The organism is Candidatus Nomurabacteria bacterium, from assembly GCA_020631975.1.
GTDB lineage: Bacteria > Patescibacteriota > Saccharimonadia > Saccharimonadales > CAIOMD01 > JACKGO01.
In genome coordinates this window covers 124,913-137,678 of the sequence record JACKGO010000002.1, presented here as the reverse complement: position 1 = coordinate 137,678, position 12,766 = coordinate 124,913, and the positions used below count along the sequence as shown (strand labels likewise).

Below are 12,766 nucleotides of genomic sequence, written 5' to 3'. Positions count from 1 at the left end.
AAAAAAAAAACTATTATTTGGTTCAGATACACCCACTCGTACTCCGAATGGACACACACTCGCATCAGTTAACAGTCAATCAAATACTCAAAATAAAAAAGCTAGCGACTCTCTGTTCGCATACATAACGCTATAAAGAACAAGCAAGACACGGTAGGAACACTAAAATTAGTCATCTGTGAGTAAATGATGCCATCAAGAACAACCAAAAATAGGCAACACAATAACTAATGCCCGAATAAAAGATGTTGATATCTCAACAGCAGCTCAAAAGATCACAGTCCATAATGGCCGCAGATTTAAATAATGACGGTATTGTTACAAAAAAAAGAAGATAGCGTCCTTAACGCAGCAGATCGTAATGACAGCGGTGTTGTGAGTAAAAAAGAGTTAAACAAATTTGTTGCTATCGCCGACGTCAATAGCGATAATACGGTTACTCGTACAGAGGCAAAAGCCTTTAAAACAGTTGACAGTAACGATGACCACAAGATTAGTAAAAAAGAGCTCAAAGCATTTAAATCTATTGCTGGTAAAGACGGTGAAATAAGCCGTAAAGAAGCCAAGCAAGCATTAAAAGCACAAATAGATAGCAAACAAGACCAGCGTGAACACGATTTAGCGGTAGAATATTTAAGACGTACAAGCAAGCAATCAGGTGGATCACAAGAGGTTGGTAATCAAGCTGCCGCTCTTGTTAACGCTCAACAGCCGCCAAAACATAAAGATAAAGATAACGACGGTCCAGGCAAGAAGAAGAAAAAGAACTGGTAAAGAACTTGTGAGGGTTGATGATAAGCAGTAATAGCTATATGTATATACAGTTAATGTAGCAAATTTAACACTACTGAAACTACACATGGTATAGATCCAGATGCTGTATTACTAGGTTATTTACAACAAAACAAGTTAAAAAGGAAAAAACAACTAAGACGGTAATTTAGCAAAACAAAATAATAGAGCCAGTACATATGCACCTTCGACTCAGGATGAGGCATATCATGGGCATATCAGGCCTCTAGTCAGGCATATCAAGACTCAGAAAAAGCAACATTCAGGGCGGCAGCTTAAAAAGCAAAACAAGGGTAAACATGTTGATGTTGATGGTGATGGGGTGAAAAACAATATTGATAATAATAATTTGGTTAAAGACAATTTGACCTGGGCAAAACAGAGGACCGAACAACAAACAAGTAAACTAAAGCACAAGCAAGTCAGCGACGTGAGGGTAGGAATGGTTCAGGTACGACAAGCTGCGCTTACGGCTGCCTGCAAAAGCAGTTGGTAAAACTACCACCTACTAAAAACAGAGGAGGACCCTTTGTCTAAGAACACAACGGTGACAAAAGGCGTTTTAAAGTAGTAGATGGTCCAGGTGGTACTAAACTAGATGTGTATGCGCATCTGGGAAAAAAAAACAACAAGAAACATACCAAATAGGCCAATACGGTATAAGCAAAAGTAAAAGTTGATGATAAAATCTTATACCGAACAAAGTTAGAAACAGAAACGTATAGACAATCCAAATTATAATAAGAAACTAGATGTAGATAACGATGGTGTTTCAGGGGACGAGAAAAGACTATACAAGACTATCTAAACAAAAGGCGATAAAGAAGATAGGGAAACTGCAGGTCCTGTCGATGATACAACCACAGGAACAACGGTAACAGGCGGTACAACTACGAACCAGGTGTATAGTAGCCCATCAAGCTCTCCAAATCGTAACCGTTCTGCTGAAAACAGGCGCAGACATTAGCTCGGATGTTAAAAATTGCAGATGGTAGAAATAACCAGAACAAACAAGTCGTGAACAACAATAATAATCTGGTGCAAATGGGAGGCTAATGCTTTGATGAAAGATCCAAATGGCAGGGACTAACACTTGCCAGATTTACGCAAATGGCGGTGCAGAAATGAGAGCCCACGGCACAATGGGTACCAGTAAAAATTACGTGAGGCACTTGATGCCTTTGGGCAGCCGGCGGTGATTTCAATGAAAAATTATCAAATCAGGCGCAATATCGGGTATAACGTTAGCTTAAATACTTGATGGTAAAGAAGTTACAGACCCGGATGTTATTAAAAAAAGCAAGATATAGCGCACGCGAGCGCTAGAACTGGTGTTTCTAAAAACAGATCCTTATGCCTGATCCTCGCCAGCGCAAGAGCTGATACGCGTCTACAGTTGTTCGGCGTGACTGGTGGTGTGGTACAAAAAAAAGGTCTTACGCGTCGATTTTGCACTTGCCTACGGCGGTGGTGTAACAACGAAAGGGCAAACCAGATTGCCGCAGCGGCTATTGCTGCCTACGAGAAGGAAAAACCCAACAACATTCAGCCAGGCATGGCACAATGATGGTCAACCAGGTGCGTAAGCAAAAGTCATGCATAATGGTGAATGGACGAGTAACAGTGATATTGTCAGTCAAAAAATTTAGCGTCATATGTTGGTGGAGAAGATGGTCAGACAAAACCATTTAAAGAACTATCAAAAGCACAACAGCAAGCTTTTTGGGCGGTGCAAATGGCAGTGCAGTACTGAACCGCAGCTGCACTCGTTAACTTGGCATTTAATGCAACCGGTACAGAAGATTCCAGAATGCTGTAGACAGGTATTACTAAAAACTAAAAAATCCTGGCAATGATAATTAAAGTTAAAAATGGTAAAAAATGAGAACAGGGTATCCCATTTTGGGTAGAGGTTAAAAACTGCAAAAAGATGGTGGCCTATCACTGGTCACCATAATCGGACACTGATCTGCAGTGTTGAAGCGTCTTAGTAAAGACAGCCGTCCAGCTGGCGTTAGCACTGCGGGTGAAAAGGACCCTGGAACACCAGGAGCATCGCAAGTTCCTGCAAACAGCAATGGTCATCCCTGGGACAGGCGGTGTTTCTACGACAACGTCCAGAGGACGTCAAGGTCGCCTGCACCTATGGGCAAGACAGATCCAGTGGAGCTGGCGGTCATGATGTGAGCATTAGTGAGGCAGCGCAAAAATCACAAGTGCTTATGGCTGCAGATCGGCCTGCACCTATCTGGATGCGGATGGAACGGTGAGCAAAAAAAGAGCAAACTGTTTTAAATGCTGCTGATCGTACCAAAGACGGGGTTGTTGGCATAGAAAGCAAGCGTAAAGAATTTGTAGCAGTGGCCGATGTTGATGGAAATCTGGCACCGTTAAGCGCACAGAAGCAAAAGCCTACAAGATGGTAGATTCTATTAAACGATAATGAAAATTAGCCTAAAAAAGAGCTCAAAGCATTTAAATCTATTGCTGGTAAAGACGGTGAAATAAGCCGTAAAGAAGCCAAACAAGCTGAAGTTTAAAAGCACAAATAGACAGCAAACAAGACCAACGTGAAATGATTTAGCGGTAGAATATCTAAAGAAAACTTCAAACAAGACGGGTGGCTCAGTAAGATGTAAAGTGAACAAGCAGCTGCACTCGTTAATGCTCAACAAAATAAGCCAAAAAAACAAGACAACGACGGACCAGGCAAGAAAAAGAAAAATAGATAATCTAACGGTTGCTGTAAACTTAAAGACCTACTAGACATGCGTGGTAGGTCTTTAATGCTAGTGATGATCTATCCGTAGCGTACCATCATTGTCTGTTGTTTCTGTTGGCACGGTGTCATTTAGTGTTTCGTCGTTGTTGGTTGCTATAGGCGGAGTATCATCAACTGTGGCCAAGGCATCGTTAATCGCTTTATCTACATCTGTAACTTCTGGTACACCTCCAGAGCCACCGCCAATCGGTGCAATCGGTTCTATGTGTTCATTGTCTATTTGTGCATTTTCTATTTCTAGACCTTCTAGTTTAGCCAAATATGCATCTAGCCCGCCAAGTTCATTAACATTTGTAAGCGTGCTGTTTTCTAGTACATAAATCGTATCCATAAGAGCGAGTAGTGCTTTACGGTGCGTCACCATCATAACGGTCTTGCCCTGAATCATTTGGCTGAGTGAATCTTTAATATAATTTTCGCTTTTTGCATCAAGTGCAGCTGTTGGCTCGTCAAGACAAATAATGGGCGATCCGCGTAGTAGTGAACGCGCAATCGCTACGCGCTGACGTTGACCACCACTTAGGCTACCGCCATTTTCACCCGTAGGTGTATCTAGCCCAAGCGGTAGCTTAACGGCAAACTCTGTTACGTTGGCAACATCGAGCGCATCTACAACTTCGTCGCTGGTTATTTGTCTGTCTATATCGGCGTCGTATAAATTATCTAGAATCGTACCGTCAAATAGTTGTGGTGTTTGGCTCACCCAGGCGATCCGCTTTCGTAAATCGTGTAGCGATACTGTTTGCGTGTCGTACTCATCTATGAGCACACGCCCACCATCTGGTTCTATAAATAACGGTACAAGCTTTAAAATTGTACTTTTACCACCACCACTTGGCCCAATAATACCTATTTTTTCACCTGCATTAACGGTGAAGTTGACGTTATTTAGCACTAAGTTGTCTTTGTAGCTATAGCTAACGTTTTCAAACCGTACGATGCCGCTTAGGCGCGGTGGTAGCAAGCTATCTTTACGTAAGTTTTCTATGCCTTCATGATCACTTAAAACTTCGTATACTCGGTGCACATCTATAAGTTTTTTATTGCGTGAAGTAACCTGGCTAACCAGTTCTTGCACAGGGTTAAGTAAGTAGCCCATATACGTCATAAAGACTAGTAAATCACCAAAACTAATATCACCCCGTAAGGCTGCAGAGCCGCCAAAGAACATAACAGCTGATGTTGCGATAATTATCAACAGGCCATTGCCATCTTCTAGCACTTTACCCCACACCATGCTTTTGCGTGTGAACAGATATCCAACTTCCCACAGCTTGTTGATGTTCGCCAGTTGTTTTCGCTCTAGGGTAAAGGCTTGAACAGTTTCTGCATTGTCTACCGATTCAGTTACTTTAGCAGCGGTATCAGATGCAATTTCGTTTAGGGCTTGATTATATTTGCCGAGTTTTGGCCCAACTAACTTCATAGTCAAGAACAAAAACGGAATAAGTATAACGGCAAATAAGGTAAGTGTAACGCTAAATTTTAGCATAATGACCAAAATAGCGATTATCATAAGGATTGATCCAATTATTGAAGAAGTAGATGCGAGCACTAAGTCAGACAAACTATTCGTCACAATATTCTGGCGATAAACGTAATCTCCCTTAGCTAGACGTTCTTGATGAAACAGGGGTAAATGTAATATATGGTTTAATGATTCTGCTTTAATACCGCGGTTCAGCCAAAAGCCAATTTTAAGTAACAAAAAATCTTGTACGTAGCCAAATAAGGCGCCCAAGATAAACAGGGCAATGCTTATGAGCGATAGTATTAAAATAAGTGTTGGTGTATGTGTGTATGGCTCTAGTGGGCCTGGTGCTGCTATTTCACCAAAGGCAGAATCTGCCAATATTTTTAGAGGCCATGGCTTAAGTAGGGCAATACCATCGGCAATAAGGTTGATAAACACAACTACTCCTACAGCTGGTAGTGCCATACGGTGATATTTCTTCACCCAATTTTTAAAATCTGTGCGTTGCAACTTTCTGCCATGCGTAACCATCCAAGCATCGACGGCTTGGTTTACAAGGTTTGGTGGCCATCCAGCTTGAATAAGCGCATTCGGAATATATTGGCTGGGCACCCCTTGTGCTACGAGAGCTTCGATTGCCTCGTACAATTTAGGCATCATATCTGTGTTTACACCTGCTTTCAAACACAATTATAGCAAAGCACAAGCTGTTTATTCCACAATAAGGAATGATTTATATAAAACACTTGTACTTTTACGACGGCGGTACTATGATGAAAATAGGTACGCAAATATCAAAAAAAGGAGCGTGAGCGTATGCAGCATCATATGGTGATGATTCTTAACACCTTTACTTGCTGGCTACTAAGCACAATACGTACAGGCTCGCACTTCAAAAAGCGCCAATGCAAAAACTGCAAAGGCGTTTTTTTGATAGCTGAGTACAAATAAAAAAGAGGAGTGTATAATATGCAGTCTCAAAGATTACCTACGGAAAAAGTAGTGGATAATTCCTACATAAACCCAATTACATAGTGGTGCAATCTATAGAATCACCACCAATCGATATATGGGAAGAAGAAATACGCAATGGGTTTTTTCCTGTAAGACCCAGATTACGGGTATTCCATTACATATTGCGCCATCAGAGAAACCATCCTGGGTATGACATCGCAATGATTTTGACGATAATCATCACATATTTCACTGGAATACTCACGCTTTATTACAAGGACAGGGTGGTAGGGTTGTCAGGCATTCGCGGTTACTGAGCGCCCAGGTACTACACCAAAGCTTTTTGAAGCATTCAGTAATGGGATTTCATATTTACCAGATACAGACGAAGAGAAATTCTTTATTGGAATTATGGCGTGTGCAGATATAGTTCCGCAATATGCAGTAGATGTTAGCAGACGCACACCTTCTATAGTTAGGTTAGGCGAAAAAGCATTACAGACTATGCTAAGCTCACGAGTATTCCCAGAGCAAGATATTAACAAAGTTAATGGTAAAGATAATTACTTTGCGCGTCGTGGATACTTTTTATGCAGCAAGCAATGGACATGGGTTTTGCAAAAGTCTGCAGAATTACTAGAGCAATTTTTAGAAGAAAGAGATCAAGAAACCAAAAGACACTTTGGCATGATGGTTATTAGCGCATATTTAGACAAGGCAACTGCTCCAATTATTCCTGCATTTAAACTTTCTAGAAATTCTGGTCTATTACCCGAGCATCATCCTACAACACCAGTCAAAGTTATTAAATCAATTACCCATAAAAGACAAGAAGATTACTTTGCAACGATATCTAAACGCGCCAAAGAGCGCTTAGCTGCTTGACTAACAGAGGTAAAACTGGTACACTAGCTCTACTATTAACTTCAGCTTACGGCCAATAGGGCGCGTAGGCGATAATTAAGCCAACGGAAGGAGTTCTATTTATGAACAGCTATGAGCTGGCAATTTTGTATGATCCGGATCTTGAAATAGATCTAGACAAAGCAGCCGATAAGGTCAAGGCCATTGTAAAGACTAATGGCGGCAAAGTAACAACAGAAGACAACTGGGGCAAGCGTAAGCTGGCCTATAACATCAAGGGGCATGATATGGCAGTGTACGTTTTTTATGGCGTAGATATGCCACCTACGAGTGTTACTAAGGTAGAAGCTACCTTAAATATTACCGACGAGGTAATTCGTTTTCTTATAACCAAGCCAGATGTAAAAGCTATTAAAAAGGCAGAAAGCATCAAGGCTGCGCGTGCCAAACACGCCAAAAGAGAAGAAGAAGCCAAAGAAGAAAAATAATAACCTCCGAAATTTTAGTAATTACTACTTACTAAAAACGACTCACTAATAACTTAAGTAAAGTAGCAAAGGAGAATTATCAAAATGGCAAGAAGTTTTAACCAAGTCACCCTCATGGGTAACCTCACACGTGACCCAGAACTGCGTTCTACCGCTAATGGCCAGAGCGTCTGTAATTTTAGCTTAGCACTAAACCGTAGCTATAAAGATGCGACAGGTAATTGGCAAGAAGCTACAGATTACATAGATGTTATTGCTTGGGGCCCATTGGGTGAGCGTGTACAGCAATACGTCACTAAAGGGCGCCCAGTACTTGTGAGCGGTCGTTTACAAAACCGCACATGGGAACAAGATGGCCAAAAGCGTAATAAAGTAGAAGTTGTCGCCCAAGACGTCACTTTTTTGGGTGGACGTAGCGAAGGTGCATCAGATACACCAAGTGGCAGTGCCCCAGCACCAAGCCCACAGAAAAAGAAAGATGTCGTGATAGAAGACATCAGCGACGAACCAATTGATTTATCAGAAATCCCATTTTAATAAGTATAGGTTAAAGGGGCAAGGTTGCAGGTTATAGTAATACAATAGAACCTAAAACCTAGAACCTAAAACCTAATAATTCAGGAGGAGAAATTTTATGGCAAAGCCAAAAAGAAAGCCAATTACCGGCGCAATTTATTTTGATTATAAAGATGTAAAGACCTTACAGCGCTTTACCAACCAGTTTGGCCAAATAGAAGGCCGCAAGCGTTCTGGCTTAACAGAAATGCAACAACGCCGATTGGCCCGAGCTATCAAGCAAGCTCGCCACATTGCGCTGCTACCTTTTGTAGCCAACAAATAAATGTAGATACAGGATTATAGATTATGGCCGATAGAAGTGTCAGAATAAAGTCATTTCGCGATTTGCGTGTATGGCAATCTACTTACCACCTATCAGTTCATATCTACAAAGTAACTTCTAGTTTTTTACTAAACATGAACAGTATGGCCTTTCTAGCCAAATGCAAAGAGCATCTGTCTCGGTTTGTTCTAACATCGCCGAAGGCTTTGGAAGAAAATCTTACAAGGAAAATGATCAATTTTACGCTATGGCCAACGGATTATTGACGGAACCAGAGAACCAGATTCTCATTGCTAGGGGCATAGGTTATATTAGCGAATCAAATATGAATAGCCTATACGAGCAATGTGTCTCTATTTATAAAATGTAGGTTCGTTTGCAACTAGTTAATCATAAGAAAGGAGAAAGAAATTAGGTAGTAGATTCTATTATCTATCATCAAATTTCTATAATCTAACAAATGGGAATAACCGATTTAAAAAAGGGAGCTGTTTTTCAGATGGACGGCCACCCATATAAAGTACTCGAATACGGGCAAAAAGTTATGGGTCGTGGTGGCTCAATTGTTAATGTGCGTATAAAAAGCCTTATAGACGGCAAGGTGTTGCAAAAGACCTTTAAAGGCAACGAAGCTATTGAGCCAGCAGATATTAGCTACAAAAATGTTCAATATTTGTATAACGACGCCCAAACCTATTTTTTTATGGATGACGACAGCTTTGAGCAGATAGAAATTCGTGCAGATATGCTCGAGGGCCAAACAGGCTACCTAAAAGAGGGCGATAAAGTAAAAGCGCAGTCATTTGATGGGCGCGTTATTAGCATAGAACTACCAAAAAATGTCTATTTGGCGGTTACCTACACAGAAGACGTTGTAAAAGGCGACACAACAAGCAGTGTTTTAAAAGACGCTACGTTAGAAACAGGTATAATAGTCAAAGTACCTGCTTTTATTAAGCAGGGCGACATTTTATCAATAGATACTGAAACAGGAGCATATCGTGAGCGAAAGAAATAAACGTGATTTTTTAGGGTTACCATGGGACGCAAAGTCATTTAACATAACAGAAAAAGCCGAATCAACACTAGGTAAGCTCCGTAGTTTTATTGTAGAGCAAGCAGGTGTAGTAACAGATACCGCTAAAACTGCGACAGATACAGTCGTAGATAAAGCCACTGCCACAACAAGCACAGTACAGGAACGTTCAAAAAATGCGTATACAACCGTCAGTGATCTTGGGAGCTCCGCTGTAGAATCTGTCTTTGGCCGCATGCAAGCCATAACAGCAGATTTAAAAGTACGTCTACTAGGTGATGACGAACCATCACTAGGCGACAGACCAGAACGTGGTGAGAAATAGGTTGCTATAGGCAGCCTTTAAAGAGCAAGGAGCGCGCATGTCCCAAGCCAAGCAACGCTTAGACCAAGCAGTCGTCAGCCGCGATCTTGCCTTAACGCGTTCTCAGGCAGAAAATAGTATTCGACTTGGCTATATTCAGGTAGATAAAAAAGTTATCCAAAAGCCCGGGTATTTTGTAGCGCCTAGCGCTGTGATTACTAATATTGCAAAAGAGATATACGTGAGCCGGGCAGGCCTTAAACTGGCTAGTGTCGCGCAGCTGCTAAAACTTGATTTTAATGGCAAAGTTGTACTGGATGTCGGCAGCAGTACCGGTGGTTTTACAGATTACGCATTGCAACATGGTGCAAAAAAAGTATTCGCTGTAGATGTAGGTACGCAACAGCTGCACCCAAGTTTGCGCGGTAACACAAAAATTAGTCTTCACGAACAAACTGATATACGAAATTTTAAGCCCACAGAACACATAGACGTGGTTGTTATTGATGTTTCGTTTATCAGCTTGCGCGACGTTTTACCGCATATCGCTACGATAATTTCTAAAAAAACACTGGTGGTAGCCATGTGTAAGCCACAGTTCGAAGCCGGGGCAGGTAGTAAACACCACGGTGTGATAAAAAATGATGCTATGCGCCGCCGCATTTTGCGTGATTTTGAAACGTGGGTGAAGCAGTATTTTATTGTGTTACATAAAGCAGATTCAGATATAAAAGGCGCAAAGGGCAATATCGAACGTTTTTACCTGCTAAAGATATAGACAAAAGCATAAAAATATGTTTAAGTAGTTAAGTCTTAACACGTCCATCATAGAGGGAGTGATGTAGAGTGGTTACCATCGCCAAGATTGTGTTTGCGAGCGTTGTTTTGCTCGTGGGCACGGTTGCGCCTGCGAGTGCAATGTCTGCACCGCTAAGCAGAGTGAGTGCCAGCGCACAACCTGCGTACGTGAGCAGCGCTGGTTGCCCAACACGCAAGTGGAAGATCTACGATCAATACGTAGATACAGTCTTTCACGAAAGTGTCAGGGTTTGGGTCAAGCTGTGTGTTGTTCGCCACAAGGGTAACGATCGCGTCACCGCGGTCAAAACGCTTGTGAAGTCACGCAAAGTGCGTGGCATCGAGCTACATTTGCACTCAATGCGCTATCTAGACGGAGCGACCACAGACTACTGGTCTGGCGGTGAACTGCGCAAGGGTCGGTGGCATGTCATCTATCCGCACGTCGAGTGCTACGCTAGGTGCCAGTTGGCGGTCGTCATAACCATCAACAAAAACTACTACTTTGACCAGACGGCAGGCTTCACCGTCAGTCGCTAAGACACCACGGGTGGGCGCTAGGGCTTTGCAGCCCAGCGCCCACCCAAAACCCACACCAGTGGGTATTTTTTATGCCGTAATTAGTTCAACACCTTTGCAACACTCGCTGGTGTTCTACACTCTAAGCTCAAGTGTAGCCTTTCTTCGTTGTAGTAGGCAAGGTAGTTTGCTACCTTGCCATATAGTTCTTTAGAGAATGGATTTGTGGAACCAATACATTCTTCTTGTATTGTCCGGTTGAACCGCTCTATGTGAGCATTGTCATTCGGTCGTCGCACTCTACTGTGACGTACTGTCGTACCTTGCGCTTTAAGTAGCTCTTCAAAGTTCTTACTAAATTCGGGTCCATTGTCAGCCTGGACGGTTTTGAAACGGAACTGAGCATAGGCCTGGCCTCGCTGGATGACTGCAGCGGCTACACGCTGGCTGAGCACAGTACTGTATTCGGCATACGCCCAACGAGAGTAAACATCAACCAGTGTATACAAATAGCTCCGCTTTTTTGTTCGGTGATCATACAGGTGTACCGTGTCGGTTTGAATGAAGTCACCTGGACACTGTACATCTGGGCGCGGTAGTGGCGGACGCCACCGACGTTGCCACTTTTGTCGTACCACCAACCCGAGTCGGTACAATACCCGACGAACCGTACTGAGTGACACTTCGGTACCTTCTTGTTTGCAGTAGGCGTGAACAATTGTTGCGCAACGGTTGTACTTAGTGCGGTAATACCGAATGCGTTCAACAACCATATTGGGTACTGCCCGACCAAAGAAATGAGGTCGGCTACTGTTGGTAGGTATACGCCACGTACAAGCTGCGAGACGAAAGCTGCTGGGCACTTGGGAATCTGAGTTTCTTTTTGGTCGGTTGACATTGGTGAGCTGAACATTCTGGTTTAGTAGCTCCCATTTGCGTAGCCAACGCCATAAGGTTGTGCGGTGGACTCCACATCTTCTTGCAGCAATTGTCAAAGGCATACTTTGCTCAATGACGAGCCTAACGGCTTCTGCTCTCGCTTTAGGTAGTAATGGGTTGCTAGAATAGCTCATGTGGCTGTTCTCCTGTTTAGATTAGTACACTTACAGTGTAGAACAGCCACATGTTATGTGTTGCAAAGCTGTTGAGTCATTACGTTATGCTTGTAAAATATTTTAATTTATGTTAAAGTAGTACTCGGCAATCATCCGAATTCTTGAGAGGAATGGTACATTGACAGCAAAAGCTCGTAGGGTTGCCGTAGCGTTAGCTACGGTGTTCTTCGTGACTGTGTCTGGGCATGCCTGGGCACAGAACCTGCCGACACCGGTTTCGTCAGAAGCAACAGACAACATCGGCCAAGAGTTCGAAGTTGCTCCCCAGCCGACTGCATTCGTGCAACCACCATGGTGCCTGCAGCAAGTCGTTGTGGGCGAAGAGAGTTATGATGAACGTATCTTCAACCTCTTCGCTACTCTCGACACACTGTATGTCGACAAGTGGGCAAAATTTCGTCTGATTCTCCGTGGCAAGCAGAAACTTAACTCTGCACCAGTTACGGTATTCAGATGGGATCAAGAACTCGGCCCTGGCGAGTTTCAGGCTGACGTCGCCTTCATGCCCGAAATCAACGTTCCGTACGTTGTGGGGCAAAATGGCAAGGTGTACCGATGGGTACGGCCAGTGGTCAAGCTGGTACAACCTGGCAAAAATCCGGTACTATCAGACATGGCCTGGAACAAGGTGAAGACCATGTTCTGGTCCCCAACCTGCACCCGTCAGTACATACTGGTGGGCTGATTGCCAAGGTGGGGCGTGTGGTGCAATACTGCCCACGCCCCACCAACCCAACTATGTTGTATAGTACAAGTGTTTTTACAAAAATTGACTAAAAAGCACAGGTATGATATAATA

The 12,766-nt window shown here is 42.9% G+C and carries 15 protein-coding genes; 13 read left to right on the top strand and 2 right to left on the bottom strand.

Annotated features, from left to right (window positions below):
- The first annotated feature begins 306 nt into the window (after positions 1-306).
- The 3 genes from H6795_02820 (at position 307) to H6795_02810 (ending at position 3,062) form a co-directional block, all read left to right on the top strand.
- The gene (locus tag H6795_02820) at positions 307-774 is read left to right on the top strand and encodes a hypothetical protein (GenBank protein MCB9817444.1); all 468 of its coding nucleotides are present in this window, start codon (positions 307-309) and stop codon (positions 772-774) included.
- A gap of 1,433 nt (positions 775-2,207) precedes the next feature.
- Entirely contained in the window at positions 2,208-2,378 is a 171-nt protein-coding gene (locus tag H6795_02815; GenBank protein ID MCB9817443.1) for a hypothetical protein, read from the top strand.
- A gap of 513 nt (positions 2,379-2,891) precedes the next feature.
- Positions 2,892-3,062, top strand: coding sequence for a hypothetical protein (locus H6795_02810; GenBank protein ID MCB9817442.1), 171 nt, complete (start codon positions 2,892-2,894; stop codon positions 3,060-3,062).
- Positions 3,063-3,581: 519 nt separating this feature from the next.
- On the opposite strand, the gene H6795_02805 is transcribed toward H6795_02810, so the two are convergent.
- A complete protein-coding gene (locus H6795_02805; GenBank protein MCB9817441.1) occupies positions 3,582-5,705 on the bottom strand; it encodes an ABC transporter ATP-binding protein in 2,124 nt (707 codons plus the stop codon).
- A gap of 708 nt (positions 5,706-6,413) precedes the next feature.
- On the opposite strand from H6795_02805, the gene H6795_02800 reads away from it, so the two are divergent.
- The 9 genes from H6795_02800 to H6795_02760 all read left to right on the top strand — a co-directional run bounded on the left by H6795_02800 (position 6,414) and on the right by H6795_02760 (position 10,873).
- Positions 6,414-6,887, top strand: coding sequence for a hypothetical protein (locus H6795_02800; GenBank protein ID MCB9817440.1), 474 nt, complete (start codon positions 6,414-6,416; stop codon positions 6,885-6,887).
- 101 nt (positions 6,888-6,988) lie between these two features.
- A complete protein-coding gene (gene rpsF, locus H6795_02795; GenBank protein MCB9817439.1) occupies positions 6,989-7,354 on the top strand; it encodes a 30S ribosomal protein S6 in 366 nt (121 codons plus the stop codon).
- 84 nt (positions 7,355-7,438) lie between these two features.
- Entirely contained in the window at positions 7,439-7,891 is a 453-nt protein-coding gene (locus tag H6795_02790) for a single-stranded DNA-binding protein (GenBank protein MCB9817438.1), read from the top strand.
- Positions 7,892-7,988: 97 nt separating this feature from the next.
- Positions 7,989-8,195 carry a 30S ribosomal protein S18 gene (gene rpsR, locus H6795_02785; GenBank protein MCB9817437.1) on the top strand — a complete coding sequence of 69 codons (207 nt, stop codon included), beginning with the start codon at positions 7,989-7,991 and terminating at the stop codon, positions 8,193-8,195.
- Between the two features lie 160 nt (positions 8,196-8,355).
- Positions 8,356-8,565, top strand: a complete 210-nt coding sequence (locus H6795_02780) for a four helix bundle protein (protein ID MCB9817436.1) — start codon at positions 8,356-8,358, stop codon at positions 8,563-8,565.
- A 90-nt stretch (positions 8,566-8,655) separates the two neighbouring features.
- Positions 8,656-9,213 (top strand): elongation factor P, encoded by a 558-nt coding sequence (gene efp / locus H6795_02775; protein MCB9817435.1) that lies wholly within the window; start codon positions 8,656-8,658, stop codon positions 9,211-9,213.
- Positions 9,197-9,556 (top strand): hypothetical protein, encoded by a 360-nt coding sequence (locus tag H6795_02770; protein MCB9817434.1) that lies wholly within the window; start codon positions 9,197-9,199, stop codon positions 9,554-9,556. Before efp ends, H6795_02770 begins: the two co-directional genes overlap by 17 nt.
- 37 nt (positions 9,557-9,593) lie before the next feature.
- The gene (locus H6795_02765) at positions 9,594-10,313 is read left to right on the top strand and encodes a TlyA family RNA methyltransferase (protein MCB9817433.1); all 720 of its coding nucleotides are present in this window, start codon (positions 9,594-9,596) and stop codon (positions 10,311-10,313) included.
- Positions 10,314-10,381: 68 nt separating this feature from the next.
- On the top strand, positions 10,382-10,873 hold the full coding sequence (locus H6795_02760) for a hypothetical protein (protein ID MCB9817432.1): 492 nt from the start codon (positions 10,382-10,384) through the stop codon (positions 10,871-10,873).
- Between the two features lie 80 nt (positions 10,874-10,953).
- Here the strand turns inward: H6795_02760 and H6795_02755 are convergent, their stop codons facing one another.
- Positions 10,954-11,925 carry a DDE-type integrase/transposase/recombinase gene (locus H6795_02755; GenBank protein ID MCB9817431.1) on the bottom strand — a complete coding sequence of 324 codons (972 nt, stop codon included), beginning with the start codon at positions 11,923-11,925 and terminating at the stop codon, positions 10,954-10,956.
- Between the two features lie 160 nt (positions 11,926-12,085).
- Between H6795_02755 and H6795_02750 the strand changes: the two genes are divergently transcribed.
- Positions 12,086-12,652 (top strand): hypothetical protein, encoded by a 567-nt coding sequence (locus H6795_02750; protein MCB9817430.1) that lies wholly within the window; start codon positions 12,086-12,088, stop codon positions 12,650-12,652.
- The last annotated feature ends 114 nt before the right edge of the window (positions 12,653-12,766 follow it).

What these genes read in the sequence shown, in the direction of transcription:
- H6795_02800 (MCB9817440.1), top strand. Translation starts at nt 6,414, where the DNA reads ATGGCGTGTGCAGATATAGTTCCGCAATATGCAGTAGATGTTAGCAGA.
- efp (MCB9817435.1), top strand. Translation starts at nt 8,656, where the DNA reads ATGGGAATAACCGATTTAAAAAAGGGAGCTGTTTTTCAGATGGACGGC.
- H6795_02790 (MCB9817438.1), top strand. Translation starts at nt 7,439, where the DNA reads ATGGCAAGAAGTTTTAACCAAGTCACCCTCATGGGTAACCTCACACGT.
- H6795_02820 (MCB9817444.1), top strand. Translation starts at nt 307, where the DNA reads ATGACGGTATTGTTACAAAAAAAAGAAGATAGCGTCCTTAACGCAGCA.
- H6795_02805 (MCB9817441.1), bottom strand. Translation starts at nt 5,705, where the DNA reads ATGCCTAAATTGTACGAGGCAATCGAAGCTCTCGTAGCACAAGGGGTG.
- H6795_02765 (MCB9817433.1), top strand. Translation starts at nt 9,594, where the DNA reads ATGTCCCAAGCCAAGCAACGCTTAGACCAAGCAGTCGTCAGCCGCGAT.
- H6795_02755 (MCB9817431.1), bottom strand. Translation starts at nt 11,925, where the DNA reads ATGAGCTATTCTAGCAACCCATTACTACCTAAAGCGAGAGCAGAAGCC.
- H6795_02780 (MCB9817436.1), top strand. Translation starts at nt 8,356, where the DNA reads ATGCAAAGAGCATCTGTCTCGGTTTGTTCTAACATCGCCGAAGGCTTT.
- rpsR (MCB9817437.1), top strand. Translation starts at nt 7,989, where the DNA reads ATGGCAAAGCCAAAAAGAAAGCCAATTACCGGCGCAATTTATTTTGAT.
- rpsF (MCB9817439.1), top strand. Translation starts at nt 6,989, where the DNA reads ATGAACAGCTATGAGCTGGCAATTTTGTATGATCCGGATCTTGAAATA.